Here is a 26786-nt window from a genome sequence, read left to right as displayed (position 1 = left end):
CGGACGACTCCTTTTCCGACGGTGATCCGAATCACCGCCCGATCGGCGCACGCGACGGCCTCCACCGGCGAATGATGATCTCCAGTCACCGGACGGAGAATCCACATGTCCATCGAGCACGCCGCCGCCATGTTCGAACAGCAGGCCACCGCCTGCGCCGAACTCGGCTCCCCGCTGTACGCAGCCGTACTCCGGCGGGCAGCAGCGGACATCAGAGAGGGCGGCCCGATCGCGGTCGCGATCGCGGGCCACGAGGATGCCGTGGGACCGCAGGCCATCGCCCTGCGGCTCCTGGGCGGAGTGCACGCGCTCGTACTGACGGGCCGGGCCCCCGGACTCGCCGCCCACTACCCGAGTGCCGGTGGCACCTTCGACCCGCACCGGCCGGACGCCGCCTGGCCGGCGCTCCGCGCGACGGTCGCCGACAACCTGCCCTGGGTCCGCGACTGGCTGACCCGCCCGCCGCAGACCAACGAGGTGGGCCGGGCGAACCTCCTGATCACGGGCCTGCTGTGCACACTCGGTGAACGGCGGCTCCCGGTACGCCTGTTCGAAATCGGCGCGAGCGCCGGGCTCAACCTGCTGGCCGACCGCTTCCACTGCACGTCCGCCGACTACGCGTACGGGCGGCCCGACTCACCCGTGCACCTCGCCGGGGCCTGGCGCGACACTCCGCCGGGCTGGCTGCCCGCGGAACCCGCCCCGCTGGTCTTCGCCGAACGCCGAGGCTGCGACCTCACCCCGATCGAACCGCGATCGGATTCCGGCGCGCTGGCCCTACGGGCGTACGTGTGGCCGGACCAGGCCGACCGGGCAGCCCGCCTGGCGGGCGCGCTGCAGCTCGCCGAGGAGCTGCCCACCACGGTCGAGCCGATCGGTGCCGCAGCCTTCCTGCGCAGCGTGGACGTCGCGCCCGGAACACTCACGGTGGTGTGGCACTCGATCATGCGGCAGTACGTGCCGGCCGACGAGTGGACCCTTGTGGAGCAGGAGCTGGACCGGTTGGCGGCGGCGTCCACAGACGACGCCCCGTTCGCGCACATCGCCTTCGAGCCCCGGAGGATCGGGCAGGAGCACCCCTACGTCCTCACCGTCCGCAAGGGCGTCGAGCCGCTCCGGCTGCCGGCCGCGGCAGTCCCGCACGGGTTGCCCGCGTGGCCTGCCGAACCGGGCTGGGGTGCCGCGGCCGCAGTCTGACGGAGGCGCCGGGCGGCTCCATTCCGCCGCCCGGCCACCCGGACGCCCGTCCGGGAGCCGCCGCACTCGCGACCGCGGGGTGGTTGTTGCACGCACGGCGACAGGGCGCGCGGCGGCAGGACGCGGGGTGGTCGGCGAGCAGGGTAGTCCGCGCGCGGCGTCCGGGGGCGTCCGGCCCCGACCGCCCCGTCCGAACAGCCGGTGCCGGCCCCTGGCCCTGACGTGCGTGTGGCTCAGGGGCGGGTGCCGGTGACGTCGTACAGGTGGTGCACGGGGTCATGGATCAGGTACCTCGCGAAGGTCTCCACCGTGAAGTGTGCGCCGTCGCTCCGCAGCCCCGTACGGGACCACCGGCTGCCCGACACCTGGTCGAACGCCGCCGCCAGCTGCTCCGCCGCGGCGGCGAGCTCCGGGCCCACGACCATCGGATCCTGCTCGCCGTACCGCTCCGCGACCGCCGTCTCGTCCTGGTTCCAGTTGGGGAAGGTCGGATCGTCCTGCGTGAGCATCAGGGCCAGCCGCAGGTCGAAGATCCGGAAGACGTCCCGCACATGGCACGCGTACTCCAGCGGAGACCACACGTCCGGCTGCGGGCGGCGGCGTAGCTCGACCGGATCGCCCACGAGCAGCGTCACCCACGAGGCGGCGTTCGCGCGGACCATGCCGGCGACGTCCTCGCGCACCACTTCGGAGGTGCTCAGCCCGCAGTCGCTACAGGGGCGTTCGAGCACCCAGGTCCAGTCCTTGGCATCAGGAATGATCATGCCCTCAGCATCCCGCCGCCCTACCGGGCCTCACCAGGCCACGAAACGCCAGTCTCCGCCAAGATGCTGCCACCCCCGCGTCCGACGCCCGCCACCGATCGACGCCCGCCGGGTGCCGGATGCCGGATGCCAGGTGCCGGGTGCCGGGATCGTCACGGGACGCAGGTCACCGATCTGCCGGTGCGACCTCCCGTCCCCTGTACGAGGCCCGGGCGGCCCGAATCTCGTCCAGGTGCTCACGGGTCCAGGCGCACGCCGCATCGATCGGGCCGAACAGGGAGCGGCCCAGCGGGGTGAGCGCGTACTCGACCCGGGGAGGCTGCTCCGCGTAGGCGGTGCGTGCGACCACCCCGTCCCGCTCCATCGCGCGCAGGGACTCCGCCAGGACCTTGGGGGTGATCCCGACCAGCGGCACCTTCAGCTCGGTGAAGCGCCGGGGCCCGCCCTCCAGGCACCGCATGATCTTCCAACTCCACTTCTCGCTGCCCCGGACGGGCAGCCGCTGGTCACCGTCCGCGCACGTGCCGAAGAAGTCGGCGGCGAGCGGCGGGAGGGGCGAGGCGGGCGGGGTGAGCATTCCGGTCATGTCCAGAACGTACTGCGGGTACCGCCGGTACCGTTGAAGTAACCGACACCTCCTGTCCTACCGTCGCGGCATCGCGGCCGATGAGCGCATCGGCCCCACGTGTCGATGGGGTGGTCCCGGTGAGTGTTGTGGTGTTCGGAGCAGGCGGGCGGGTGGGGCGGGCCGTCGTCGCCGAGGCGGTGTCACGCGGACTGCCCGTCACGGCCGTCGTCCGCACGCCGGAGCGGCACGCCGACCTGGCGGGCCCCGGGGTGGAACTGGTGGCCGGCGACGCGGGCGACCCCGACTCCGTCGCCAGGACCGCGGCGGGGCACGCCGTTGCCGTAGCGGCGCTGTACCGCGCCGACGTCACCGCCGCGGAGTTCTACCGCACGACCACCTCCGCACTCGTCGCAGGGCTGCAGAGCGCGGGTGTCCCCCGGCTCGTGACCGTCGGGGTGGCCACCACGCTGGCGGTCGCACCAGGCGTCCTCGTGCACGACGGACCCGAGTTCCCGTCCGAGTACCGCGCGTTCTCGCTCGGTCACCAGGCGGCCCTGGAGGTGCTGTCCGACGCCCCGCAGCCGCTGGACTGGGTGGTGGTCACACCGCCGATGGACCTCGGCCACGACGGGGCCCGCACGGGCAGGTACCGGATCGGCGGTCCGGTCCTGCCCGAGGGGGGCGGGCACATCTCGCACCCGGACCTCGCGATCGCCGTCGTCGACGAGGTCGAGCGGCCGACCCACCATCGCGCGCAGGTGGCCGTGTGGGCCTGACAGCCACGGACCGCAGGCTCCGCCCGGTGCGCGGACGGGCGGAGGGGCGAACGGGCAGACGGACGGGCAGGGCCAGGCCGGGCGGCGGACGGGCCGTCGGCAGGCCGAGTGAGAGCGGCCGCACGGCGGGCACCGCCCGGTCTGCGGGAGGTCGCCGCACGGTCGTGCAGCCGCTAAGGGTCGTACGGAGGAGCTGTTCGGTCATGGCCCCAGGGGAACACGGGTCCGCACCGCGCCGGGGCGCCCTGCTCCTGCCTGTGGACAACTCGGGGGGTCCAGCATTTCCTCCCCCCTTCGGGTGAATCCGTCCCGACAGCTGACGTCCGGCGATCCACACCTGGCGAACGGCGAACCGGGAACCGGGAACCACGAGCGACACCCGAGGGGCCGCGCCCCGCCCGGCGCCCGAACCCTGCCCGGGCCCGTCCACCGCCGCAGGACCACCGCACCGCCGAATCGGCTGGCGACCCGGCCCCGTCGCCGCGCAGAATGCCCGTCATGAACGTTCCACCCCCCGAGACCTGGTCCGTCGCGGCCGAACCGGTCGACCACGCCGCATCGAAGTCCCTCCTGCACGACTACCTGGACGAGTTGATCAGCCGGTACTTCGGACGGCCTGCGGAGGAGGCGGAGATCGCCCAGGAGGCCGGCGGCAGTGCCGACCTGCGTGACGGACGAGGCACGTTCCTGATCGCCCGAGCAGGCGGCACCCCGGTGGGCTGTGCGGGAATCCGCTGGCTGGATCCCCACGTGGGTGAACTGACCCGGGTCTACGTCGCCGGGCCCGCCCGACGCGGCGGTGCGGGACGGCGGCTGATCGGGGCCGCGGAGGAGGCAGCGCGGCAGCACGGCGCACGGCGGATGCTGCTCAACACGCGTAAGGACCTGCACGAGGCCATCGCGCTCTACACCGGTCTCGGATACCGTCCCACCGCCCCGTACGGCGACGACCCCTACGCCGAGGTCTGGCTGTCCAAGGATCTCGCCTGAGCGGTGGGGGTCAGGCCCGTCGGGACGCAGCCGTCGGGCGTGCGGTGATGCGCGTCAGGCACCGCCCGGCGGACGGATCACGAGGTGTCCAGCGCAGCCCGGAGGCGAAGGGCGATCGCGTCCATCGCCTCCGGTGCCACGGCCGACTCCTCGTCGACTCCGAGCAGCGCGAACACCCTTGGCCCGCGCAGTGATTCGGGCTGGTCCACTCCACGGGGCACGATGTGGAAGTGGACGTGGGCGAATCCCTCGGCCTCGGCGAACTGCGCCACATACGTCTTCGCGCAGCCCGTCACCTCGGCCAGCGCCCGGGACAACCGGACCTGCCAGCGTCCCAGGCCCGCGGCCTCGTCGTCCGTCAGCTCGGCGACGGCCGTCACATGCCGGCGCGGAACGAGAACCAGCCAGCCCGGCAGTGCCGTACCGAAGGCGTGCGCGGCCCGCCAGTGCTCGTCGGAACCGATCAGGTCGCGCGGCGCCGAGCCGTCCGTCTCGGCCGTCCGGGCGCAGGTGTAGCACTCCATGGGCCGAGCGTAGTGCGCCCGGGGAGGCCCCGGTCAGCGGGCGGCATCCTCCTGGATCGCACAGACCGCCTCGACCGCGGCGGAGCCGAGGCCCGGGAGGAGCGAGGCCAGCAGGCTCTTGCACACGGCCGCCTCCTCCGGGGTCTTCGGCCCGTCCGCGAAGGCAGGGGCAGGGGCGGAGAACAGCGTCACGGCTGCGGCGACGGCAAGTACGGAGGCGAACTTCTTCAGCATGACGGCCCTTCGGGTCGGTGGTGGCGGATGAGCCATCACTACCTGAAGGGCCGTCGGGAACGGCGGATCGTACACCGTTCGTAGGCGTGTCAGCGGTACTGGCCGCCACCGCCGCCCGCAGGCGGCTGCTGCGGCGGGAACTGCTGCTGGTACGGCTGCTGCTGGTAGGGCCCGCCGGCCCCGTACGCCTGCGGCTGCCCCTGGCCCACGTGCGGGGGCTGCGGCGCGCCCTGCCCCTGCCCCGTGTACGGCGGCTGCGCCTGCGATGGGAAGTGCTGCGCGCCCGGCCCGTAGGGCGGCGGTGCGGTCGGCGGCACGAAGCCACCGCCCCCACCGCCGGGGCCGCCGCCGTCGCCGTTGCCGCGCGACCGCTTGACCAGCACGATGATGCCGCCGACCACGACCACGGCGAGCACGGCGACGACGATCAGGACGAAGACGGGGATGCCGCCCTCGCTGCTGCCGGAGGAGGTACCCACCGCAGTGGAATCCCCGCCACCCGCGGGCTTGGAGGCGGCCGGCGAGGACGGCGCGTCCGTGCCGCCGGGCCCCCGCGACTCCGCCCGCGACAGCAGCGGGTTCTCCTTCGGCCCGCCGTCGACCTCAGGGTTGGGCGCCAGTGCGCCCTTCGCCGAGGCGATCCCGTACCCGTACCGCTCGTTGGGAACGGCCGACTTGTCGGGCGGGGCCACGGCCGACTTGATCATGCGGTTGATGACCTGCCCGGCCGACAGGTTCGGGTACTTCGAGCGCACGAGGGCCGCGATGGCGGAGACGTAGGCGGTGGCGTCGGAGGTGCCGTTGCTCATGTGGTACGAGGAGGTGGACTTGAAGTCGACCGCGTAGATACCGACCCCTGGCCCTGCCAGGGTGATCTCCGGCCCCTTGTTCGACTTCGCCCAGCTCGCGCCCTGTTGGTCGACAGCGCTGACCGCGACCACTCCGGGAACTGCTGCGGGGTACTCGACGGGGAGACCCTGATCGCCGTTGTTCCCCGCCCCGGCGACCAGAACGACATCCTTGTCGACCGCGTACTTGATCGCGTCACGAGTGTCCTCGTCCGCGCCGCCGCCGAAGGACATGTTGATGACCTTCGCGCCGTGGTCCACCGCATAGCGGATGGCTTCCGGCAGACGCTCGCTCGACCCGCTGTCGATCTCGCCGCCGACGGCAAGGGCGATACGGATCGGGAGGATCTTCGCCTTGGGTGCGAGTCCGCTGATGCCGGACGATCCCCCGTGGCCATGACCCGCGATGATCCCGGCCATGGACGTCCCGTGGCCAAGGGTGTCGACGCGGCCGTCGCTCTGGTTCCCGCTGAAGTCGGCGCCTGGCAGCACCTGGCCTGCCAGGTCCTGGTGGTCGGCCTTCACACCGCTGTCGATCAGACCGACAACGACGTTCTCGCCCTGGCTGATCGGCCAGACCTCTGCCGTGACGTTGTACCGCTTCAGTGGCCACTGGCCGTCGCGCACGGAGTCCGCGGCCGCCGGCCACGCACTCAGACCCCACAGCAGAGCGCCGGTGGCCAACACGGCCATACCGCGCATCGGTCGGCTGGTCGTCAAGCCTTCGTCACCCCACTCGTCGGCGGCCGCCCCGCTCGGCAGGTTCGTCTGCTTTGCGGGGCGGCCGGTCAATTGGCGCCCACGGGAGCCGGATTCATTCCACCACGTTCGGATTGACCCGGTCCCCCGACACCCAGGTCTCCTCGTCCTCTACCAGGTAGTCAGGACGGTCCGAGCCCTTCTTCTTCTCCTTCTTCCCGGCCTGGGAGCTGCCCGGCATACCGCCGTGGCCCTGGCCTGCCGCGCCCTGACCGGCCGCTCCACGGCCGCGCCCGAGACCGGACCCGCCCTCGGTGAAGGCTCCGCCGCCACGACCCGTACCACCGGCCTCGCCGATCACGCCTCCGGCGCGACGGCCGACGGCACCCGAACGCCCGCCGGCACCGCCCTTGCCTGCGCCTGCTCCGCCCTCACCCATGCCGGAAGCGCCGAAGGCACGTCCGGCGCCGGTGTTCGTACCACCCGTGGTCGAACCGGATCCTCGGACCAGGCCGGTGCCACCCGTGGTCGAACCGGATCCTCGGACCAGGCCGGTGCCACCCGTCGGTCCGGTCATCGTGACACCGGTCGCACCGCCCCCGCCCTTGACGCCGCCGACACCGTGGATGCCTCCGTCACCAGCACCGTTGACGAGCCCGCCCGCACCGGTACCGCTGCCCGGCGCACCCGGTTTGACCCCGGTCACCACGCCGTCGATGCCGGTGCCCGGACCGCTCGGAGCCTTCGGGGTAGGCGTCGGATTCGCCGTTCCGCCCTTGATCCCCGAGTCCGTGGGTCCGGCCGACTGCTTGGGTGCGGTCACTGCACCCTGGGGCGACGTCCGGGAGGAACTCGCCCGCGCAGCAGTGCCGGACGAGCTCTGGCCGGCTCCGGCGAAGCCCATTCCTCCACCCATGATCAGGCCGGCGAGTGCACCCGCGCCGCCCGAATCCGACGGGGGAAGGTCGGTGATCTCATCGTCGATGCCGGGTCGGGGAGGCTTCAGGAACGTCGTGGCGGCGCGGTACTTGGTCGCCAGGACCTCCATGACGGCTACCGCCTGGGCCTTCTTCTCGTCCGCAACACCCGTACGGGTGTCCTCGTCGTCGACGCCGACGGTGGACTTGGCCGTATCGCTGATCGCGTCACCGGCCTTGTCCCAGAAGCCGGGCTCCTCCGGCATGTCCCGCTTCGCGGTGTCGATGGCTTCGGACATCATCTCCAGCGCGACAGCGGCGTCGTTGGCGTACGCGGCGGCGTTGTTGACCACGTCGGCCAGGTTCGTCATCTTCGTGTGGAAGGCATCGCTCGTTGCACCCTCCCACGACGACGTGGCGTCGGCAGAAGCGGTGTTGAGCGCCGTGCGGATCTGCTTGAGCGTGGACGCGGCGTTGCGCCAGGGATCGCTGGCCGCCATGACTCCGCCGGAGTCCATGGACTGCACCATGTCGATCATCGCCGCGTGGCTGTGGTCGTTGAAGTTGCTGTACCGGTTACCCATGCGTGGAGGCCCTCCGTCCCCGTCCCGAACCCGTCATCACCTGAGTGCCCTCCCTGAGAGGACGACCCCAGTCACCATGACGGTTGCGGATCGCCGCTGCCTGCCGGAGAGGTACCCGTCGGCCCCTTGGGGCCGACAGCCGGCCCACCGGCCCGGTTGGAGGCGGCCGGATTGTAGGAGGCGGGTGACGGCGTGGCCGTATTGCCCACCGACCAACCGTCGCTGTTCACCTTCAGCGTCCGCGAGGTCTCGTGCTCTTGGTCCTCGTAGTTGGTCGCCGTCAGCTCGGCCTTCCGCTGAGCAGCCTCGATCGTGCCTTGGATCTGGTCCAGCACGATGCGAAGGTTGTCCCGCATGAGCTCGTACTTGGCATGCAGTGCCTCGGCTTCCGGGAAGGTGCCGAACGCCGAGCGGCCGACACCGCTCTGTCCGTGCACCCGCGATCCATTCGCGGACGCCTCGAACTCGCCCAGCAATCCCCGTACCTGCGAGGCGAACGCCCGCAGGTTGTCCACTTCCACGCGGTAGCCGGCGCCGGAACCCCCGCTCGAACCGCTCCCCGTGCTCACGTCCGTCGTGCCTCCCCCGTACGTCCTCACGTCATGTCCCAGGTCTAACCCTTATGTCTAACACATGCCACGTCAGGCCAGAACGGCCCCTCACAGGCTGGTCGGCGACCCCGGGGCTGACCTGCACCGCTGCTCCGCGGCATTTTCACGGCGGACCGTCAGGCGACGGCCCGGGCCAGGGCGCGGCGGCAGAGCGAGTCGGCGCGACGGGTCGTCTCGGGGAGGCGGTAGGACGGGGTGAGGGCGAGGACGGTCTCCACCGCCTCGTCCAGCCCGATGCGGTGGCCGACCGAGACGAACACGGGCTTGACGCCCTGTCGGGTGCGGACGGCCCGGCCCACCTCGGCGCCGTCGCCGTCGAGCAGCGGGGAGTACGCGCCGCGCTCCGCTGCGGGCGGCTCGTGGTCGAACGTGAAGGCGGTCTTGGCGACGCCCAGGGTGCGCAGGCCGGTTCGGACGCCGAGGTGGCTGGCGAGCCCGAGGCCGCGGGGATGGGCGACGCCGTAGCCGTCGCACACCACCAGACCGGGCGCCACCGGGAGGGCGTCCAGGGCTGCGAGGACGGCGGGCAGTTCACGGAAGGCCAGCAGCCCGGGCAGGTACGGGAAGGCGACCGGGCTGACGGCCGTCGCCTCGTGCACGACGTCGAGGGTGGCGCAGTCGAGGAGCACCGCCGCCGCCGCGACGACGTCCCGCTCGTCGTCGTACGCGACGTCCACCCCGGCCACCAGCGATCCCGCGGCCGGTGCGGGGCCGGCCGTGGACACCCGTGGCCGCAGGCGCAGCTGCTCGGCCACGGCGGCGGCCTCGTCGGTGGGCCAGTCCACCGGTACGGTCACGTCTCCCCCTGCGTCACGTCGTGTCCGGGCCCGTCGTGTCGGGCCCGTCATGTCCGGAGGGCCACCGTACCGAGCGGCTACGACGGGAGGGGCGCAGCCCCGTGGCGTCGGCTGCGGCCGCCCGTGAGCCCGTGCGCCCCTCGTGCGGCGCATATGCCGGATTAGGCTGGACGTAGAGGCCCTCCGTGCTGGGTACACCTCTCACAGGATCCCCACCGAGCGGACACCCGACATCCGACCCCGTGTGAAGGACTGAATGCCATGCCGCGCCCGACTCTCCCTCAGCTCTGCACCGGCACCTTCACCGTCGTCGCCTCGGCCGTCGCCCTGCTGGCCGTCTCGGGCGCCACGTCCGTGTTCGAGGTCGTGGTGCTGATGGTCTTCGCGGTGACCCTCGGCTCACTCGCGACCGCGTTGCTGATGACGCTCTCCAGCCAGCGGCAGCTGGCGCGTGCCACACGGTCCGGCGCCCGCGTCGCGTCGGCCGCGGCGGGCGCCGGTGCCGGCGCGGGAAGCGCCGGGGTGCCGGGGCCGCGCCCCGAGTACGCCGGGCGCTGACGCCGGGCCGCATCGCACGGGACCGGGCAGGCGCCTCCCCGCGGCCTTCCGGCGGCAGCCTTCCGGCGACGGTCGGCGGTCGGCCGTCAGGCCGTCGAGACGACGACGGTCTTGGCCGCCTTGTCGTGGATGCACTGGCGGTACGGCTTGTCGAAGACGCCGAACAGGCCGTCGATCGGCCACCACAGCGCGCCGCAGCAGATCAGCGCGGGCACGACGAAGGTGGCGGACCGGGTCCAGGCGGCCGCAGGGGTCGGGACGCTTCCGTCGACCAGCATGGCCACCCTGACCTTCATCAGCTTCTTGCCGAGCGTCTGCCCGTCGCGGCTGAGCATCAGCCCGTCGTAGACCAGGTAGAGCAGGTAGCCGAGCCAGGTGGCGCTGACCCACCCGTCCTGCTTGCCCAGACTGGCGAACGGCAGGACCACCAGCACGGCGACGGCCTGCACCAGCACGTAGTCGACGATCTGCGCGACGATGCGGTTGGGCCAGCTGCCGAGCGGGGGCATACCGGGTCCCGGTCCCGCTCCCGGCGCACCCGCCGGACCGGGAGCACCCGCGCCACCCGCGCCACCGGGCGGCGCACCGAAGCCGGACGGCGGCGGGGCCCCGTACGCGGCGTCGTAGTCACCTGGGGCGTCGTACGGGCTGCCGGACGCGGGAGGAGGCGGAGGCGTGCCGTACGGGTCGGACGGCGCACCGGACGGCGTGCCCTCGGGCGGGGGCTGCTTGTCGAAGGAGGGCGTGCCGCCCCCTTCCGGCTCCTGGGCTGAGGGGTCGTGGGTGCTCATGCACCGAGTAGAACATTGCAAATGCCGCGAAATCGGGACATCTGGACCGTTTCGATACGTTGTCGCGGGCCCCGCGCGCCCCGCGGGCACCGTCACGAGCGGACGGGCCGTCACCCGGGATGACGGCGTCTCAGCCCTTCACCACACGGGTCCCCGCCGCGCGATCGTGCCAGCCGCGGCGCGAACGCCGGTCCAGCAGCACCCACGGCAGCGCCAGCGGCAGCAGCAGCACCGCCGTCTGCCTGACGATCCACCGCCACAACGACCGGCCCGACGACGGTGGCCGACCTCCGCCGCCCGGGCGGCGGACGTCCACCACCCGGATCCGCACCAACCGCTTGCCGAGCGTCCGGCCGGTGCGCGCGGTCGGCAGCACCTCGTACAGGACGCCCAGCACCACGAGGACGCCGACCAGCACCCCCACCTTGCCGATCACGACGCCGTCGACCAGCCACACCGTGACCTCGCGGCCGGCCAGCGTGGACGCCGCTCGGGCCTGCTCGACCTTCTCCCGCACGTGCGCGGCAGCCGAAGCGGCCAGCGGCACCCCGGCTGCGGCAGCCACCACGGCCGACACCAGCATGTCGACGATCCGGGCCGCGCACCGCCGCCCCAGCCCGGCGGACACCAGCGGCGCGGGACGCTCCCGCTCGGTGCTTCTTCGACCGCGGGCCGGCTTCCCCCGCTCGGTACCGGCGACGCCGGGCCGCGGGACCTTCGGGGACGGCGCCGAGCCGGATACCGAGACGGCCGCCCCGGCGGTCCTGCGGGCGGCCGTCGGGCGCAGCCGCGCAGGGGGCGCGGAGACGGTGGGCCCGGAAGCGGGGGATCCGGCGGCGGGAGGCTCGACGGCGGGCGCGGAGGCCGCGGAAACGGCGGCCAGGGGTACGGCGGCAACCGGCGCCGCAGACACCGGCGCCGCGGACACCGGCGCCGCAGACACCGGCGCCGCGGACGCGGGCGCGCTCCCCGCCCCGGCTTCCACAGCCCCGGCGTCCACCGGCTTCGGCGCCCGCTCGGTCCGGTGCACACCGGACCCGACACCGGCATCACCGGCACCGGCATCACCGGCACCGGCACCGGCAGTACGGGAGCCAGACCGCTCCTGACCCGACGCGAGAGTCCCGACGGTGCTCGGCGCAGGACCGACGGCGGCCGGAGCAGGACCGGCGGCCGGAGCAGTGGCGGGTCCCACGGCCCTGACGCCGGTCGGCTCGTACCCACCCCCGGCCTCGGGGACGGCCTCGTCCTCCGACTCGCCGACCGTCCGGGGCTCCGGCCCGGGGTCGGGCTCCGCCTGGAGGGCACGCACCGGCGCCGGGGCCGGGAAGGACGGCGGCGCGGCCGGATGGTCGGCGCCGGACGGGCGGCCGTCCGCCGCCATCGCCCCCGGACCCCCGGCAGCCGCGGGGAGGACACCCCACGACACCCAACGCGGCGCGGCACCCGTCTCCAGCAGACCTCGCTGTGCCTGCGGGTCCGCCTGCCAGCCCGACCCGAGCGCGGGAGCAGCCACCCGCGCGCCGCCCGCCGTGGCTACGGCCGGACCGGCCTGCGACACCGCCCCCGGCATCGACCTCGCTCCGGGGACCGCCGCAGGGCGCAGGTCCGCCGGACGCAGGTCTGCGGGCGGCACCGGACGAAGGGCCTCGGCCTCGGACCGCAGCGGCTCGACATCGGCGCGCGGCCGGACCTCCAGCTCGCCCTGCGGCGCCATCACGAAGGATGCGCCGCCCGAGGTCTCGTCGAAGTACGACGGCCCGGTCCGGGTCTCCGGCCCTGATCCCGACCCCGACCCATGCGGCTCGGACGGCCCGGACGGCGTCGGCGGCGTGGACGAAGGCCCGGCGACGACCGGGTGCGCGGCTGCCTCAACCTCCGCCGGAGCCCCTGCCGGGCGCGCACGCTCAGGCGACGGGCCCGTACCGGGCCTCCCGTCGCTCCCCGAAGCCGCGGCCGACGGGGCGGCGTCCGACCGGGCAGCGGCCGACGGGGCGGCGTCCGAAGGGGTGGCGGGCGGCGCGGCCACCGGTGGGACGACGGGCATCGGCACGGCCGGGGCGGCGGCCTGGCGGCTCCGCATCCGCGGAGGTTCCAACACCTCGCCCTCCACCGGAGCGGGGCGCGTGGTGCCCGGAACCCAGGCGGTTCCGCCCCAGTAGCGGACGAAACCCGGGATGGAGGGGTCCGGGTAGTAGCCCGGCACGGGGCCGACGGCGGTGTCCGCGCTGCCGTGGGGCCGGTCCGTCATGCGGTTCTTCTTTCGTGGCCGCGCCGAAGGCGCTCGGATGTGCAGGCGGACAGTCGCCACGCAGTCACAAAGGGTAGTACCTCGACCGTCGACTCCTCGGGCGTTGTCCGTAAATGACAAGTTCCGAAAGGTGTGTAAGAGAGCCCGCCCGCGCCGCTCTCCCCTTCCGAAGGGCCGGAACGGCCCGGACGCGAGCGGAGAGGGATGCCGTCATGGAACAGAGCCCGAGCGTGGTCGAGCTGGAGCTTGACGTGGAGCTGGTGCTGTCCCCCGAGCGGAGCGTCTCGGTACCGGCACGACTGTCGTACGGCAGCCACGACCCGTTCGCCGTCCACGTCACCTTCCACCTGGACACGGGGTCGCCGGTGACGTGGGTGTTCTCTCGGGAACTGCTGGTGGAGGGCACGTTCAGGCCCTGCGGGCAGGGCGATGTGCGGATCTGGCCGACCCGGGCCGGGAGGCGCAGCGTGCTGTGCCTGGCGCTGAGTTCGCCCGCCGGCGACGCGTTGCTGGAGGCCCCTCTGGCGGTGGTCGCCGGCTGGCTGGAGCGGGCGCACCGGCTGGTGCCGCCGGGCCGGGAACTGGCCGCGCTGGATATGGACCACTGTCTGGCCGAGCTGCTCGCATGAGGCCGCGCCGTCGGCGGGCGAACCGTTCGGACGGCGCGGGCAGGACGGGCAGGGGGCCGGGCGCACGGTGAGCGTCCGCCCTCGGGTGAACGCCGAACCGGCGTCACCGTTCACGCGGCGGTGAACGTCCACTGCCGGCCGGGCGCGGCCGCTCCCCGGATCGAACGGTACGCCCGCCCTCGGACGTCCACCGCCGGAGCGCGCTACGCCGGAGCGTCGGCCACCGGCCCTTCGACCACCGACGCGTCGCCCACCGGCACGTCCGCCACCGGGGCGACCGGGGCCACCCGGGTCACCCGGGTCACCGGGGCGAGCCGCTGCCGCGGCAGCCGGAGCATGGGCGCGCCGGCAGCCCGTCGACGTGCGCCCACCCGCGCCGCGGCGACGGCGAGGAAGCCGGCACCCACCAGCGGGTACACCGCTGCCGGCAGCTGGTGCAGCGGCGAGAGGTGCAGGTCGAGGTCGCCCTTGTGCGGGACGACCCACATGCCGAACGACAGGAAGGCCAGCAGCGTCGCCGCGAGGATCGGCCGCCACCGCAGCCGTCGGACGGCGGCCGGTCGCGAGCGTTCGTGGGCGGCCTCGGCGGCGAGCAGGACGAGCACGGGCACGCACCACACCCAGTGGTGGGTCCAGCTGATCGGCGAGATGAGCACCGCGGTGACCGCTGCGCAACAGATCCCCCAGGCCTCGCCGCGCGGCAGCCACCGCGCGCTGCGGTGGGCCCAGGCGGCGACGGCGAGCCCGGCGACGGCCACGGCGGCCCCGGCCAGGGTGGCGAGGGTGCCCGGGTCCGCCGAGTGGAGCAGGCGGGCGACCGCGCCGCGTACGGACTGGTTGTCGACGATCTCGGTCTTGCCGACCCGGGTGGAGTCGTAGAGGTACTTCGTCCAGAAGCCGTAGGTGGCGTCGGGCAGGACGAGTGCGCCGACCGCGACGGTGGCGAGGAAGGTGAGCCCGGCGGTGATCGCGGCTCGCACGCGTCCGGTGATCAGCAGGTAGACCGCGAACAGCCCCGGGGTGAGTTTGATGCCGGCGGCGATGCCGATCGCGACGCCCCTGGGGAGACGGCCGAGGAGGGATCGGCGGCCGGGGCCGTCGGTCCGGTGGTCGGCCCGGGTGAGGTCCCAGAGCACGAGGCAGGCGAGGGCGAGGTTGATCTGCCCGTACCGGAGCGTGGTGAAGACGGGTTCGAGCCAGACGCCGAGGCCGGCGACGAGGACGACGCCGACCGGCCTGACCTCGCGGCGCGGCCAGCCGACCAGCCGGAAGGCGAGGTGGGCGAGCACGCCGAGCAGCACGATGTTGCCGGCCGTGATGGCGATCCGGAGGAATCCGATGCCGAACCACGTGGTCGGCACGAACAGCATCGCGGCGAACGGCGGGTAGGTGGCGGGCAGGTTCCACTCGGTGACCCGCAGGGCGTACAGGTCGCCGCCGTGGGCGACGGCGGCGCCCTCCGCCCGGTAGACGATCATGTCGACCATCGAGGTGCCGACGAAGTGCCGGACCGTCGCGTACGCGAGGAGCGACACCAGGGCCACCGCAGCGGCCGCGGCGAGCGGCCTGCGGGGCGCCTCCCGGAGGGCCCGGACCAGCGCGGTGGAGGCCGGGCCGCCACCGGTGGGAGCCTGCTCGGGCGGGTGTCCGGGCTGCCGCCGGGGTGTCCGGTCGGCCTCTCGCACCGCTGTCACGTTCTGCTCCGTCCGCCGGTGAACCAGCTAGCGACACTACCTGAAGCCCTCACCGGTTCCCCGGTCGCCGAGTCGCCGCCGGTCGGCCGGCCGCCTGGCACCGGGCACTGCCGCACCGGCGCCCGGTGACGGACGACGACGCGGTGGCACCCTCCGGCCCCGTGATCCGGAGGGTGCCACCGCGGTCGCGCCCGTCACCGGGCGAGGTCGTCAGCCGGTGTACGCGCCGAAGGCGCGGGTGAAGGCGAGCGGCTGCTGGTCGATGCTGCTGCAGCTGGCGTCGGCGTAGGCCTTGGCGCCACCGGGGCAGGCCTTGTCGCGGGTGCCCGACCACATGGCGAGCCAGGCGAGGTGCTTGGTCTTCGCGAACTCGGCGAGCTGGGTGGCGTCGGCCACGGTGAAGACCTCCGTGGCGACGTCGTTGACGCCGATCATGGGCGTGACGGCGACCGCGGCCCATGCGGCGCCGTCGCTCAGCGCCAGCACGCTCTTCACCTGGGCCTGGGTGGCGGTGGCGGCGTCGATGGCGTACTTGCCCATGCGGCCCTGCGGGTTCGGGGCGACGCCGTCGCCGAAGTCCATCGCCATGATGTTGACGGCGCCGATCTTCACGCCGGCGCTCTTCACCCCGGCGACGAGGTTGATGCCGTCCTGGGTGAGGCCGGTGGGCAGGGCGGGCAGGGTGAAGGAGACGTCCAGGGTGCGGCCCTTGCCGGCGGCGGTGCGCTGGAGCTGGGCGACGGCCTGGGCGCGCCGGGTGTTGGCGGCGGTGTCGGCGAGCGCGCCGCCCTCGATGTCGAAGTCGACCTTGGTGAGGCCGTAGGCGTCGACGGCCTTCTGGTAGGCGGCCGCGAGGTCGGTCGCGGAGGAGCAGGCGGTGGCGAGCTCGCTGCCGTTGGCGCCGCCGAAGGAGACCCGGACGTCGCCGCCCGCGGCCCGGAGCGCGCCGATCTGCGCGGCGACGGCGTCGGTGGTGAGGTCGCTGACACCGCCCCACTTCGGGGTGCAGCCGCCGCCGGAGACGAGGAAGGCGAGGTTGTAGGTCTTCACCCCGGTCGCCTTGGCGGTGCCGACGAGGTCGAACGCCGGGTAGAGCGAGGTGTCGACGTACGGGGCGAAGCGGCCGCCGGCGGACGGGTCGGCGGTGGCGGTGGGCGTCGGGGTGGGCGTCGTCGCCGTGGGGGTGGGCGTGGCGGTGACGGTCGGCTTCGCCGTGGTGGCGGTGGCCGAGGGGCTCGGCGCGGGGGTGGTGGGGCGGCCGGTGGGGGTGGGCGTCGGGCCGGTGCCGGTGGAGCAGGAGACGTCGTTGATCAGGCAGTGGGCGGGTTCGGCCTGCGCGCCGCCGGAGCCCTGCACGACGAAGCCGACGTCGACCGTCCGGCCCGGCTCGATCCGCTTGTTCCACGCCTCCGGCTTGACGGTGACGTGCTGGCCGGAGACGGTGAAGCCGGCGTTCCAGAGCGAGGAGATCTTGGCACCGGCCGGCAGGTCGAAGCTCAGGGTCCAGCCGTCGATGGGCGCGGTGGCCGGGTTGGTGACCACGTACTGACCGGTGTAGCCGGTCTCCCAGGCGCTCGTACGGCTGTAGACCGCGCCGAGCGAGGCGGCTCCGGCCGACGTGGCGAGCGCGACCACACCGCCGGTGACGATCACGGTGGCGATCGCGGAGGCACCGATGATCGTGCCCTTGCGGCTGCGACGGCGGTGGCCCTGACGTCGGGTGGGCTGGCTCGGCATGGTCTGCGTACCTCCGCTGAGAGGGTCGGGCCGGGTCTCGACGAGCCCGGGCGCCGCAGACGCTACCGGCCCGTAACGGCCGCAAACCCCCTGCTCAGAGAGGGGTAGGTCTCCCTTAGGGTGCCGTTAAGGAACTCCCCCCGGCGGCACCCGCCGGTACCACCCGCGGGCCTGCACCCGGGCCGATACCCGGCCCGCGGACGTCAGCCGGGCCTGCACCCGGGCCTACAGCCGGGCCGCGCGACGCCGGCCGGGCCGGACGCCGCGGCGCCGCCCTGCGCGCGCGGGTTCCTCGGCCGGGCCGGTGTGGAGCCGCATCCGGATCTCCGCGCCGCCGAGCCCGGCCGAGCGGCCGAGGGCGAGGTCGCCGCCGGTGGCCTCGGAGAGCTTGCGGGCGATGTCCAGGCCGAGCCCGGTGGAGCCCTCGCCGCCGTGGCCGGCCCCGCGTTCGATGGCGGCGTCGGGGTCGTCGAAGCCGGGGCCGGCGTCGCCGACCAGCACGATGACGGACGTGTCGGTGGCCAGGACGTCCACGGCGAAGGCAGTGCCCATCGAGGTGTGGCGGAAGACGTTGCCGAGCAGGGCGTCGATCGCGGCGGCGAGGTCGCCGCGCTGCACGGGCACCTGGACGGGAGCGTCGGCCCCGGCGAGCTGCCAGGGCCGGCCCTCGTCCTCGGCGAGGGCGGACCAGAACCCGACCCGTTCGCGGATGACCTCGGCGGCATCGCAGCCGAGGACGACGGCGGGCGTCTCCTCGCGGCCGCGCCGGGCCGATCTGATGATCTGGTCGACCTCGCGCTCCAGTTGGGCGACGGCGTGCCGGGTGGCGTCGGCCGCGTCGCCGTCGCCGAGCGAGGCGGCGTTGAGGCGGAGCACGGTGAGCGGGGTGCGGAGCCGGTGGGAGAGGTCGGCGGCGAGTTCGCGTTCGGCGGCGAGGAGGTGGACGACGCGGTCGGCCATGGTGTTGAAGGCGCGCCCGGCCTCGCGGAGCTCCTCGGGTGCGCCCTGGGCTCGGGCGTCGTCGAGGGGCACGCGGACGGTCAGGTTGCCGGACCCGAGCGACCGGGCGGCGGAGGCGAGCCGACGGGCGGAGCCGACGATCCGGGCGCCGGTGCGGTCGGCGACGAGCACGGCGATGGCCACCAGGGCGAGGGCGACGAGCGAGAGCACCAGCCAGGCGGTGCCGACCCCGTGGGTGAGGTCGGCTTCGGCGACGTAGACCTCGACGACGGCGACCCGGGCGTTCTCGACGGCGACGGGCTGGAGCAGCGCGAAGCCCCCGGCGACCCTCACGGTGAAGGAGCGGACGGTGCCGGCGCCCCCGTCGCCGCCCGCGGTGGCGATGTCGGAGGAGGTCGCCCGGCCTTCGCCGACCACCGCGCCGGAGGGCAGGTGGACGGCGACGCGGTCGTGCGCGCCGGCGTCGGTCGAGGCGACGGCGCGCGCGATCGGGTCCTGGTCGGTGGTGATGGCGAGGGCCGGGCCGAGGGCGGCGGCCTGGCGTTCCGCAGCGGTGAAGGCGCGGTCGCTGGCGGTCTGCTGCACCATCAGGCCGAGCGGGATGAGGAACGCCAGCGCGACCATCGTCGTCCCGGCGACGGCGGCCTTGATCAGGGCCCACCGCAGCGAGCGGGTGAAGCGCGTCCGGCCGGGAGCCTGCCCGGCACCCTGCCCGGACGTCGTACCGGTCACCTGTCCCGACGCCTTGCCGGTCGCCGGCCCGGGCGGCGGCGGCGCGACGGAGGCCGTCCGGCCGGGCGGCCTGGCACCACGCGGACTCATGTCGGGAGGCCCACCGGATCGGCGGCCGTGCTCCGCGGCGCTTCCAGGCGTACACCGACACCGCGCACGGTGTGCAGGTAGCGCGGGCTGGAGGCGGTCTCGCCGAGCTTGCGGCGGAGCCAGGAGAGGTGGACGTCGATGGTCTGGTCGCCGCCGTACGTCTGGCGCCAGACCTCGGCGAGTATCTCCTTGCGCGGCACGACGACGCCGGGCCGGGCGGCGAGGAAGGAGAGCAGGTCGAACTCACGGCGGGTCAGGTCGAGCGCCCGTCCGTCGAGCGCGGCCTGGCGGCGCTGGACGTCGATCGCGAGGCCGCCGACCCGCAGCACCTGGGGTGCGGGGGCGCTGCCGCCTCCGAGCCTGCGCAGCACGGCGGTCATGCGGGCGGTCAGGTGTTCGCCGGAGAACGGCTTGACGAGGTAGTCGTCGGCGCCGGCGTTGAGCAGCCGGACGATCTCGGCCTCGTCGTCACGGGCCGTGGAGATGATCACCGGCACGTCGGTGAGGCCGCGGATCATCTTCAGCGCCTCGCTGCCGTCGAGGTCGGGCAGGCCGAGGTCGAGGATCACCAGGTCGCAGCCGACCTGGGCGACCTCGCGGAGTGCCTCCAACGCGGTGCCGACGCTGCGCACCGCATGGCCGGTCTCGGCCAGGTGTCGAATCAGCGCGGAGCGTACGAAGGGGTCGTCCTCGACCACGAGCACTGTTGCCATGGCCCTGCACGGTACGGCATCGGGCCGCCATTGGTCTGTACCGGGAACGGAATGTGACGGTTTGCCGCAGTGCTGCCGGGCACGCCGCGCGGGCTGCACCCGGCGTCGGCGGGATCGACCGGCCCGCCCGCCCGTGACCGGGCCCGATACGGCAGGATGTCCGCACAATGCGCAACGGAATCGTACAGATCGGGGCCTGGGCGGTGGCGACCGGAGCGGCGGTCGCCCTGTCCTGGAGCGGCGTGCACGCCGTGCTGTCGGAGGCAGGGTCGGAGCGGCCGCAGGCGGTGCCGCTGCCGACGGCGGCGGGGCTGAGCCTGCCGCCGGCGACGTCGTCCGGAGACGGGTCCCCGTCGGCTGCGCAGTCGCCGTCCCCGTCGGCCCCGACCCCCTCGGGCAGCCCGACGCTGCCCAGCCCGATCCGCACGGCGACCACGCAGCCGCCGCGGACGAAGAAGCCGAGCACGCCGACGACGGTGCACAGCTACCTGGTGCCGGGCGGCAGGGTCGCGCTGGACATCCGGCCCGACCGTGCCGAGCTCGTCTCCGCGACCCCGGACGCCGGCTGGCAGATGCAGGTCTGGAACGGCGACCACTGGATGCGCATCGACTTCTCGAAGGACGACAGCGCCAACTCCGTCTTCGTCACCTGGAACGGCCACGCACCGGACGTGCAGACCGTCGTCCGCTGAGCCCCGGCAGGAGTGTCCCGGCGGGTCGGCTACCCGGGCGGGAAGGGCAGGTAGCCGGGCAGGTACGGCCCCGCGTAGCGGGTGCGGTCGACCAGGGTGTGGCGGATGGGGCCCGCCGTGCCGATGACCGCGATCACCACCGTGCCGTGACGGTCGCTCAGCTCGTACGGCTCGGTGACGGCCTCCGCGCCGCGGTCGACGGCGTAGTCGAACGCGAAGTACGCGTCGGGCACGCGCAGGGCGAGCTCGACGACGCCCTCCCCGTGGTCGGCGAGATGGCGGGCGAGCCGCCCGCCGGGCCGGGTGGCCGAGCTCAGGACGTACCGTGCGCCGCCGCACTCCAGCACGTACGAGCGCAGGTGCGGACTGCCGGTCTCCGGTCCGGCGTACGCGATGCCGCGCATGCCGAGCACGGTCCGGTAGTGCCGGGCCGCCCGGTCGGCGTCGTGCACGGCGAGCACGACGGCGTCGGTCAGGCAGGTGGGCCCGTGGGCGTACGCGCCGTGGTCTCCCTCCCCGGGGCCGTACGCGGGCCCGGAGCCGCCCGCGGGCCCGACGGGAAGAACGGGCCCGGCCTGGTGGACCGGCCCGGCCTGGTGGACCGGCCCGGCGTGGTGGACCGGCCCGGTGCGGCGGACGGGCTCGGTGCGGCGGACGGGCTCGGCCTGATGCAGGTGTTCGAAGCCGTGGACGTGGTCGGAGCGGTGGGCGTGCTCGGGCATGGCGGGCCTCCCCGGTCGTCCCCGGGACGGTACGGCGACGGTGCGGGGGCCGCCCGCGGGGTGTGCAGGAGAGTGGCGTGGCTCACACCGCTGCGCAAGTGTTCCGTTTCCTCCTGGGCAAGCTGTGCCGGACGGGCCGACAATGACGGCACCGACTGGACAGATTGCCCACCGGCGCCGGCTCCCGGTCGGCCCGCCCACCGGACGGAGCAGCCGTGCACTCCCCCAACGACGCCATCGACCCGCTCGACGGCAAGCTCATCCGCCTGCTCAGCGAGGAGCCGCGGATCGGCGTGCTGGAGTGCTCGCGCCGGCTGCAGGTCGCCCGCGGCACGGTGCAGGCCCGGCTGGACCGCCTGCAGGCGCGGGGGGTCATCGGCGGGTTCGGCCCGCAGGTCGACCCGGCGGCGCTCGGCTACCCGGTGACGGCCTTCGCGACGCTGGAGATCTCGCAAGGTCAGGGGGCCGACGTCCGGGCGCACCTGGCCGCGGTGCCGGAGGTGCTGGAGCTCCACACCATCACCGGGCAGGGCGACATGCTGGTGCGGATCGTGGCGCGTTCCAACGCGGACCTCCAGCGGGTGATCGACCGGGTGGTGGGGTTCGACGGGATCGTCCGGGCCTCGACCGCGATCGCGTTGGAGAACCCGGTGTCGTACCGCATCCTCCCGCTGGTGGAGCAGGCCGCCCGGGAGTGACCGGGGCCGGCCCGTCGGCACCTCGTACGCAGGGCCCGGGCGACTCGGCCCGGGCGCCACGCCGTCAGCAGGACGGTACGGCGCCGCCCTTGTCGAGGGCGTCGAGCGCGGCCACGGCGGACGCGAGCGTGGTGACCGGTACGAGCCGGAGGCCGTCCGGGGTGTCGACCTTGGCATCGGAGCACTCGCTCTTCGGCACCAGGAAGACGGTGGCGCCGTCGCGGGCCGCTGCGCGGGTCTTGAGCGGGATGCCGCCGACCGCGCCGACGACGCCCTGTTCGTCGATGGTGCCGGTGCCGGCGATGACGCGTCCGCCGGTGAGGTCGCCGCCGTGGCCGTTGCCGTTGAGCTTGTCGATGATGCCGAGGCTGAGCATCTGTCCGGCGCTCGGGCCGCCGATGTCGCCGAGGTCGATCTTCACGGTCACCTGCGACGGCGAGAGGTGGAGGTAGGAGAGGGCCGCGGCGGTGGCGCTGTCCTGCGACTCGGTCATCTGGTGCGCGGTCTCCTTCTCCGCGTCGCCCGGGTCGGTCTGGGGGTAGACGGCGTCGCTCGGCAGCACCGCCTCGTCGCCGCGGACCCAGGCCACCACGGCCGTCCGGAAGCTGATCTCCTCGCCCGCGTTGGTGGCGGAGATGGTGGTGGCGCGCAGTTGCCCGCTGGTGGTCCGGGTGGGCACGCCGGTGACGGTGATGACCGGGGCCCCGTTGTAGGTGCCGAGGGTGTCCGCGGTGACGCCCGGCCGGGTCAGCGTGAACGGCAGCGGCGCGAACGCGGCCACGCCGAAGAGCGCGAGCACCAGTCCGCCGCACAGGGTGAGGGCGCGGGTCCGGGGGGCCGTCAGGGCCGGGGGCAGCTTTGCGTCAGACACACCCGCATCGAACCACACCGGCGGCCGGCCCCGCGGCCGGCCGGGCCCGGTCGGCGCAGCGCGTCGGCGACCGCCCGGCCGCCGGACGACAACCGCCGGACCACCGGGGCCGCCGGGCACGACCGCCGGACCGCCGGGACACGACCGCCGGACGGGCCCCAGGTCAGCGCAGTGCGTCGGCCACCTCGGTGGCGGCCTCGACGACCCGCGGTCCGACCCGCTCGGGCACGAGCCCGTTGAGCATCACGACGCCGACGCTGCCCTCGATCCCGCTGAGTCCGAGCAGCGCGGCCGCGGCGCCGCTGGCACCGGACTGCTCCTCCGCCCGGGTGATCACGAAGCCCTGCTCGGGGCGGCGCTGGTTAGGGAAGCCGCGGGCCTCCAGGATGGCGCGGCCGGCCGCGCTCTCGTCGAGCGGGTGGCGCAGGCCCGTGCGGTACGCGACGTGGAAGTCCGTCCAGCTGGGCTCGACGACGGCGACGGCCAGGGCCTCGTTGCCGTCGACGAGGGTGAGGTGGGCGGTGGCGCCGAGGTCCTCGGCGAGGCTGCGGAGGGCGGGCAGGGCGGCCTCGCGCAGCAGGGGGTGGACGCGGTGCGCGAGGCGCAGGACGCCGAGGCCGACGCGGGCGCGGCCACCGATGTCGCGGCGTACGAGGCCGTGCTGCTCCAGGGTCGCGAGCAGGCGGTAGACCACGGTGCGGTTGACGGCGAGCCGGGCGGCGAGCTCGGTGACGGTGAGCCCGCGTTCGGAGTCGGCGAGGAGTTTCAGGACCCGGACACCGCGGTCCAGGGTTTGGGATGTTTCGGCAGTCACGACGCGCAAATCCTTTCCGCGGCGTCGCCGGCGCCGACGGAAGGCGGGCCGGGACGGGGGTGTCACGCGCAGGTGGGGTTGTCCGCGCCGGAGGAGGTCTCGGCGTCATCGACGAGGGCACAACTCCGCGGTGCCCGTCTCGGCTGTGGGTGGTCGTTCGAGAGAGCGTGGGGGAAAGGTAGTGAACGCGGCCGGGGCTGCGGAAGTAGTTGTCCAAAATTCGGTCAACATCAGCAAAAAGTCGTGGCCCAAATCATGACATCGCGCCCAAATCACAAGGCCGTGCCGCTCGCGTGTTCGATATTTGACCGGAGTGCGGACACCGGCCGGGCGTCGGCCGCGGCGGTCGGGCGGTCCGCCGGCCCTCCCGTGGGGGCGCACGCGTACCCGTTCAGGGGCGCACGTCCACCTGCTCACACCACCCCCGTCCGCCCGGCTCGTCGACGGGGCACCGCGAGCGCCGGGTCGCCGGCCCGCGAGCGCCGGGTCGCCGGCCCGCGGTCGACAGCGGGCGCCCGGCGACGGGCGGTGGACGACGGGCCGGGCGGAGGAGTCAGAAGAGGTTGCGGCCGATCGTCCACAGGCCGGCCGCCACGAGGAGCGCCGGGACGGCGCCGGGCCTGGACGCGGGCCTCCAGCGGCGGCCGGCCAGTCCGTGCCGCAGGGCCACGAGGTACCAGGCGGCGACGAGCGGGAGCACGAGGAGCAGTGCGGCGTTGTCGTGCCAGGCAGCGGCGAGGTCGCCGTGCAGCAGGTCGTACGCCATGCGGGTGCCGCCGCAGCCGGGGCACTGCAGGCCGGTGAGCCGGTGCACGGGGCAGAACGGCAGGAACTGCCCGGGCAGGTGGGGGTCGCGGGTGCGGAGGTACGCGGCGCCCGCGAGGCCGGCGGCGAGCAGGCCGAGCGGGCCGGCCGCGGGGTGGCGGAGCGCTGCCGCGGCACGCCCCGCACCCCCGGTCCGGGTGCTGCTCCCGGGCCGGGGGTGCGGGTGTCGTCGCGCTGCCGGACGCATGGTCAGGCGCGGAGCTTCCGGCCCTGGGCGTCGGTGCGGGTGTCGCTGACGAGGAAGATGATGCCGTCGATCAGCGCCCAGACGCCGAGGCCGCCGCAGGTGAGGAGCTGGGCGACGCCGATGCCGACGTGGCCGGTGTAGAAGCGGCCGATGCCGAAGCCGCCGAGGAAGATCTGCAGGAGGCCGGCGACGACCTTGGACTTGTCGGACAGCTGGGTGTTGTCGGCGTTGTACGCCACTGGGGCTCCTCTGGAAGTGCATGGCCGACTCACCGTTCGGGACGGCGAAGTCTCGGCATGTGGGACGGGTGGACGCATGTGCAGCTCCGTGCGGAGCGCAGCGCCACCAGGCACGCGGAAGATTAACGGATCATCCGACCCCGTGTCTCCACAGTTTCTTTGCCAAGACGTGAAACTTCGCCCGGAGACCCTTCGCCCAAGGACCGTTCGTCCACCACCCGACCGAAGGCGCCCTCAGGCCTTCGCCCACTCCCGGATGCAGGCGATCCTCGCGTTCAGCTGGTTCGCCGTGGCCTGCGCCGTGAGCGGTCCGCCGCACTGGCGGCGCAGCTCGTTGTGGATCGTCCCGTGCGGCTGGCTGGTGCGGTGGTGCCAGGCGGCCACCAGCGCGTTCAGCTCCTTGCGCAGCTCCCGCAGCTCCTGATGGGTCACCACCGGGCGCTGCTCGGCGGGGAGTTCGATCAGGTCGGCCTCCTCGGCCGGCTTGGCCTTGGAGCGCTGGATCTGCCGGTGCTGGCGCTTCTGCAGCAGCATCTGCACCTGGTCGGGCTCCAGGAGGCCCGGGATGCCGAGGTACTCCTCCTCCTCCTCGCTGCCCGGGTGCGCCTGCATGCCGAACTCCATGGCGTTGTACAGCACCCGGTCGAAGACCGCGTCGCTGCCCAGCGCCTCGTAGGAGAACTCCTCGGCGCCCGTGTCCGCCCCGTCGTTGGCCTTCTCGGCCTCGGCGAGCAGCCGGTCCTCCTCGTCGAAGAGGCCCTCGCCCTCCTTCTTCGGCCGGTCGAGCACGTGGTCGCGCTGCAGCTCCATCTCGTTGGCGAAGCCGAGCAGCATCGGGATGGTCGGCAGGAAGACGGACGCCGTCTCGCCGCGCTTGCGGGCGCGGACGAAGCGGCCGACGGCCTGCGCGAAGAAGAGCGGGGTGGAGATCGAGGTCGCGTACACGCCGACGCACAGCCGGGGCACGTCGACGCCCTCCGACACCATGCGCACCGCGACCATCCAGCGGGAGTCGCCGGCCGCGAAGTCGGAGATCCGCTGCGAGGCCTCGCTCTCGTCGGAGAGCACCAGGGTGACCTTCTCGCCGGTGATCTCGCGCAGCAGCTTGGCGTAGGCGCGGGCGACGTTCTGGTCGGTGGCGATGACCAGGCCGCCGGCGTCCGGGATGGCCTTGCGGACCTCGGTGAGGCGCCGGTCGGCGGCCTGCAGCACGCTCGGGATCCACTCGCCCTGCGGGGAGAGCGCGGTGCGCCACGCCTGCGCGATGAGGTCCTTGGTCATCGGCTCGCCGAGGCGGGCCTCCAGCTCGTCGCCGGCCTTGGTGCGCCACCGCATGCTGCCGCTGTACGAGAGGAAGATCACGGGGCGCACGACGTGGTCGGCGAGCGCGTGGCCGTACCCGTACGTGTAGTCCGCGACGGACTTGCGGAGCCCGTCGGTGTCGGCCTCGTAGCCGACGAACGGGATCGGGTTGGTGTCCGAGCGGAAGGGCGTTCCGGTCAGGGCGAGCCGCCGGGTGGCCGGCTCGAACGCCTCGAAGCACGCCTCGCCCCAGGACTTCGAGTCACCGGCGTGGTGGATCTCGTCCATGACGACGAGGGTCTTGCGGGCCTCGGTGCGGTTGCGGTGCAGCATCGGGTTGACCCCGACGCCCGCGTACGTGACGACGACGCCGTGGTAGTCCTTCGACAGCGGCCCCGAGGAGTACGCCGGGTCGAGCCGGATGCCTATCCGCGCGGCCGCCTCCGCCCACTGCTTCTTCAGGTGCTCGGTCGGCGCGACGACCGTGATCTGCTGCACCAGGTGGTTGTGCAGGAGGTACGAGGCCAGGGTGAGCGCGAAGGTCGTCTTGCCGGCGCCCGGCGTCGCGACCGCGAGGAAGTCCCGCGGCTGCTTCTCGATGTACGCGTCCAGCGCGCCCTGCTGCCAGGCGCGCAGCTTCCCGGCCGTGCCCCAGGGGGCGCGGCCCGGGAAGGCGGGCGACAGGTGGTGCGAGGCGTTGCTCGTGCCGGAGGCTCGGACGGGCGCGGCGGGCGCGGCGTCGGAGAACAGCGGCGACATCGGGGAAGCGGCG

27 protein-coding genes and 1 pseudogene are annotated in these 26786 nt (G+C 73.9%); 7 read left to right on the top strand and 21 right to left on the bottom strand.

The features are described 5' to 3' along the window. Positions 1–105: 105 nt before the first annotated feature. Entirely contained in the window at positions 106–1197 is a 1092-nt protein-coding gene (locus tag OG335_RS23800) for a DUF2332 domain-containing protein (RefSeq protein ID WP_405013149.1), read from the top strand. Positions 1198–1430: 233 nt separating this feature from the next. On the opposite strand, the gene OG335_RS23795 is transcribed toward OG335_RS23800, so the two are convergent. Together OG335_RS23795 and OG335_RS23790 are read right to left on the bottom strand one after the other, a co-directional pair. Further along, complete coding sequence (locus tag OG335_RS23795; RefSeq protein ID WP_405013148.1) at positions 1431–1961, bottom strand: DinB family protein; 531 nt, start codon at positions 1959–1961, stop codon at positions 1431–1433. 166 nt (positions 1962–2127) lie between these two features. Further along, positions 2128–2547: a winged helix-turn-helix transcriptional regulator gene (locus tag OG335_RS23790; RefSeq protein WP_405013147.1), complete on the bottom strand. Its 420-nt coding sequence runs from the start codon at positions 2545–2547 to the stop codon at positions 2128–2130. Positions 2548–2666: 119 nt separating this feature from the next. Here OG335_RS23790 and OG335_RS23785 point away from each other — a divergent pair, with 119 nt between their 5' ends. Continuing rightward, positions 2667–3305, top strand: a complete 639-nt coding sequence (locus OG335_RS23785) for an NAD(P)-dependent oxidoreductase (RefSeq protein WP_405013146.1) — start codon at positions 2667–2669, stop codon at positions 3303–3305. A gap of 498 nt (positions 3306–3803) precedes the next feature. Next, complete coding sequence (locus OG335_RS23780) at positions 3804–4295, top strand: GNAT family N-acetyltransferase (protein ID WP_405013145.1); 492 nt, start codon at positions 3804–3806, stop codon at positions 4293–4295. 77 nt (positions 4296–4372) lie between these two features. Here the strand turns inward: OG335_RS23780 and OG335_RS23775 are convergent, their stop codons facing one another. The 6 genes from OG335_RS23775 to OG335_RS23750 all read right to left on the bottom strand — a co-directional run bounded on the left by OG335_RS23775 (position 4373) and on the right by OG335_RS23750 (position 9560). Further along, positions 4373–4819, bottom strand: coding sequence for an HIT family protein (locus tag OG335_RS23775; RefSeq protein ID WP_405013144.1), 447 nt, complete (start codon positions 4817–4819; stop codon positions 4373–4375). Between the two features lie 33 nt (positions 4820–4852). Then, on the bottom strand, positions 4853–5053 hold the full coding sequence (locus tag OG335_RS23770) for a hypothetical protein (protein WP_405013143.1): 201 nt from the start codon (positions 5051–5053) through the stop codon (positions 4853–4855). 89 nt (positions 5054–5142) lie between these two features. Next, the gene (locus OG335_RS23765) at positions 5143–6594 is read right to left on the bottom strand and encodes a S8 family serine peptidase (RefSeq protein WP_405013142.1); all 1452 of its coding nucleotides are present in this window, start codon (positions 6592–6594) and stop codon (positions 5143–5145) included. A 121-nt stretch (positions 6595–6715) separates the two neighbouring features. Further along, positions 6716–8101, bottom strand: coding sequence for a WXG100 family type VII secretion target (locus OG335_RS23760; RefSeq protein ID WP_405013141.1), 1386 nt, complete (start codon positions 8099–8101; stop codon positions 6716–6718). A 71-nt stretch (positions 8102–8172) separates the two neighbouring features. After that, a complete protein-coding gene (locus OG335_RS23755) occupies positions 8173–8670 on the bottom strand; it encodes a hypothetical protein (RefSeq protein WP_405013140.1) in 498 nt (165 codons plus the stop codon). Positions 8671–8828: 158 nt separating this feature from the next. Further along, complete coding sequence (locus OG335_RS23750; RefSeq protein ID WP_405013139.1) at positions 8829–9560, bottom strand: endonuclease V; 732 nt, start codon at positions 9558–9560, stop codon at positions 8829–8831. Between the two features lie 210 nt (positions 9561–9770). Here OG335_RS23750 and OG335_RS23745 point away from each other — a divergent pair, with 210 nt between their 5' ends. Further along, positions 9771–10067, top strand: a complete 297-nt coding sequence (locus OG335_RS23745) for a hypothetical protein (protein WP_405013138.1) — start codon at positions 9771–9773, stop codon at positions 10065–10067. An 86-nt stretch (positions 10068–10153) separates the two neighbouring features. Here OG335_RS23745 and OG335_RS23740 read toward each other — a convergent pair whose 3' ends face one another. The 3 genes and pseudogenes from OG335_RS23740 to OG335_RS23730 all read right to left on the bottom strand — a co-directional run. After that, positions 10154–10858, bottom strand: coding sequence for an RDD family protein (locus tag OG335_RS23740; protein WP_405013137.1), 705 nt, complete (start codon positions 10856–10858; stop codon positions 10154–10156). Positions 10859–10988: 130 nt separating this feature from the next. Further along, positions 10989–11486: an RDD family protein gene (locus OG335_RS23735; protein WP_405015500.1), complete on the bottom strand. Its 498-nt coding sequence runs from the start codon at positions 11484–11486 to the stop codon at positions 10989–10991. Between the two features lie 1527 nt (positions 11487–13013). Next, positions 13014–13109: pseudogene (locus OG335_RS23730) on the bottom strand (hypothetical protein); the annotation flags it as partial. A 212-nt stretch (positions 13110–13321) separates the two neighbouring features. Between OG335_RS23730 and OG335_RS23725 the strand changes: the two are divergent. After that, positions 13322–13738: an SsgA family sporulation/cell division regulator gene (locus OG335_RS23725; protein ID WP_405013136.1), complete on the top strand. Its 417-nt coding sequence runs from the start codon at positions 13322–13324 to the stop codon at positions 13736–13738. A 203-nt stretch (positions 13739–13941) separates the two neighbouring features. On the opposite strand, the gene OG335_RS23720 is transcribed toward OG335_RS23725, so the two are convergent. The 4 genes from OG335_RS23720 to OG335_RS23705 form a co-directional block, all read right to left on the bottom strand. Further along, positions 13942–15432, bottom strand: a complete 1491-nt coding sequence (locus OG335_RS23720) for a glycosyltransferase 87 family protein (RefSeq protein WP_405013135.1) — start codon at positions 15430–15432, stop codon at positions 13942–13944. Between the two features lie 210 nt (positions 15433–15642). Further along, on the bottom strand, positions 15643–17169 hold the full coding sequence (locus tag OG335_RS23715) for a cellulose binding domain-containing protein (protein ID WP_405013134.1): 1527 nt from the start codon (positions 17167–17169) through the stop codon (positions 15643–15645). A gap of 225 nt (positions 17170–17394) precedes the next feature. Then, positions 17395–18795: a histidine kinase dimerization/phospho-acceptor domain-containing protein gene (locus OG335_RS23710; RefSeq protein ID WP_405015499.1), complete on the bottom strand. Its 1401-nt coding sequence runs from the start codon at positions 18793–18795 to the stop codon at positions 17395–17397. Between the two features lie 152 nt (positions 18796–18947). Then, positions 18948–19664, bottom strand: coding sequence for a response regulator transcription factor (locus tag OG335_RS23705; protein ID WP_405013133.1), 717 nt, complete (start codon positions 19662–19664; stop codon positions 18948–18950). A 167-nt stretch (positions 19665–19831) separates the two neighbouring features. Between OG335_RS23705 and OG335_RS23700 the strand changes: the two genes are divergently transcribed. Beyond that, positions 19832–20356 (top strand): hypothetical protein, encoded by a 525-nt coding sequence (locus OG335_RS23700; protein ID WP_405013132.1) that lies wholly within the window; start codon positions 19832–19834, stop codon positions 20354–20356. A gap of 29 nt (positions 20357–20385) precedes the next feature. On the opposite strand, the gene OG335_RS23695 is transcribed toward OG335_RS23700, so the two are convergent. Beyond that, complete coding sequence (locus OG335_RS23695) at positions 20386–21078, bottom strand: VOC family protein (protein ID WP_405013131.1); 693 nt, start codon at positions 21076–21078, stop codon at positions 20386–20388. Positions 21079–21293: 215 nt separating this feature from the next. Between OG335_RS23695 and OG335_RS23690 the strand changes: the two genes are divergently transcribed. Then, a complete protein-coding gene (locus tag OG335_RS23690; protein ID WP_405013130.1) occupies positions 21294–21776 on the top strand; it encodes an Lrp/AsnC family transcriptional regulator in 483 nt (160 codons plus the stop codon). Positions 21777–21840: 64 nt separating this feature from the next. Here the strand turns inward: OG335_RS23690 and OG335_RS23685 are convergent, their stop codons facing one another. The 5 genes from OG335_RS23685 to OG335_RS23665 form a co-directional block, all read right to left on the bottom strand. After that, positions 21841–22647: a hypothetical protein gene (locus tag OG335_RS23685; protein WP_405013129.1), complete on the bottom strand. Its 807-nt coding sequence runs from the start codon at positions 22645–22647 to the stop codon at positions 21841–21843. 163 nt (positions 22648–22810) lie between these two features. After that, entirely contained in the window at positions 22811–23461 is a 651-nt protein-coding gene (locus tag OG335_RS23680; RefSeq protein WP_100889990.1) for a helix-turn-helix domain-containing protein, read from the bottom strand. Positions 23462–24014: 553 nt separating this feature from the next. Next, positions 24015–24473 carry a DUF2752 domain-containing protein gene (locus tag OG335_RS23675; RefSeq protein ID WP_405013128.1) on the bottom strand — a complete coding sequence of 153 codons (459 nt, stop codon included), beginning with the start codon at positions 24471–24473 and terminating at the stop codon, positions 24015–24017. 2 nt (positions 24474–24475) lie between these two features. Then, on the bottom strand, positions 24476–24712 hold the full coding sequence (locus tag OG335_RS23670; protein ID WP_405013127.1) for a TM2 domain-containing protein: 237 nt from the start codon (positions 24710–24712) through the stop codon (positions 24476–24478). Between the two features lie 234 nt (positions 24713–24946). After that, positions 24947–26773 (bottom strand): DEAD/DEAH box helicase, encoded by a 1827-nt coding sequence (locus tag OG335_RS23665; protein WP_405015498.1) that lies wholly within the window; start codon positions 26771–26773, stop codon positions 24947–24949. Positions 26774–26786: the final 13 nt, after the last annotated feature.

Origin of the sequence: Kitasatospora sp. NBC_01539, assembly GCF_045040525.1 — a bacterium.
Taxonomy (GTDB): domain Bacteria; phylum Actinomycetota; class Actinomycetes; order Streptomycetales; family Streptomycetaceae; genus Kitasatospora.
Note: the sequence above shows the minus strand (reverse complement) of the source record. Positions and strands in the feature narration are given on the sequence as shown.

Bases quoted from the DNA above. Each gene is read 5' to 3' on its own strand.
- OG335_RS23800 (WP_405013149.1), top strand. From the start codon at position 106: ATGTCCATCGAGCACGCCGCCGCCATGTTCGAACAGCAGGCCACCGCC.
- OG335_RS23795 (WP_405013148.1), bottom strand. From the start codon at position 1,961: ATGATCATTCCTGATGCCAAGGACTGGACCTGGGTGCTCGAACGCCCC.
- OG335_RS23790 (WP_405013147.1), bottom strand. From the start codon at position 2,547: ATGACCGGAATGCTCACCCCGCCCGCCTCGCCCCTCCCGCCGCTCGCC.
- OG335_RS23780 (WP_405013145.1), top strand. From the start codon at position 3,804: ATGAACGTTCCACCCCCCGAGACCTGGTCCGTCGCGGCCGAACCGGTC.
- OG335_RS23775 (WP_405013144.1), bottom strand. From the start codon at position 4,819: ATGGAGTGCTACACCTGCGCCCGGACGGCCGAGACGGACGGCTCGGCG.
- OG335_RS23770 (WP_405013143.1), bottom strand. From the start codon at position 5,053: ATGCTGAAGAAGTTCGCCTCCGTACTTGCCGTCGCCGCAGCCGTGACG.
- OG335_RS23765 (WP_405013142.1), bottom strand. From the start codon at position 6,594: ATGGCCGTGTTGGCCACCGGCGCTCTGCTGTGGGGTCTGAGTGCGTGG.
- OG335_RS23760 (WP_405013141.1), bottom strand. From the start codon at position 8,101: ATGGGTAACCGGTACAGCAACTTCAACGACCACAGCCACGCGGCGATG.
- OG335_RS23750 (WP_405013139.1), bottom strand. From the start codon at position 9,560: ATGACGGGCCCGACACGACGGGCCCGGACACGACGTGACGCAGGGGGA.
- OG335_RS23745 (WP_405013138.1), top strand. From the start codon at position 9,771: ATGCCGCGCCCGACTCTCCCTCAGCTCTGCACCGGCACCTTCACCGTC.
- OG335_RS23740 (WP_405013137.1), bottom strand. From the start codon at position 10,858: ATGAGCACCCACGACCCCTCAGCCCAGGAGCCGGAAGGGGGCGGCACG.
- OG335_RS23725 (WP_405013136.1), top strand. From the start codon at position 13,322: ATGGAACAGAGCCCGAGCGTGGTCGAGCTGGAGCTTGACGTGGAGCTG.
- OG335_RS23715 (WP_405013134.1), bottom strand. From the start codon at position 17,169: ATGCCGAGCCAGCCCACCCGACGTCAGGGCCACCGCCGTCGCAGCCGC.
- OG335_RS23705 (WP_405013133.1), bottom strand. From the start codon at position 19,664: ATGGCAACAGTGCTCGTGGTCGAGGACGACCCCTTCGTACGCTCCGCG.
- OG335_RS23700 (WP_405013132.1), top strand. From the start codon at position 19,832: ATGCGCAACGGAATCGTACAGATCGGGGCCTGGGCGGTGGCGACCGGA.
- OG335_RS23695 (WP_405013131.1), bottom strand. From the start codon at position 21,078: ATGCCCGAGCACGCCCACCGCTCCGACCACGTCCACGGCTTCGAACAC.
- OG335_RS23675 (WP_405013128.1), bottom strand. From the start codon at position 24,473: ATGCGTCCGGCAGCGCGACGACACCCGCACCCCCGGCCCGGGAGCAGC.
- OG335_RS23665 (WP_405015498.1), bottom strand. From the start codon at position 26,773: ATGTCGCCGCTGTTCTCCGACGCCGCGCCCGCCGCGCCCGTCCGAGCC.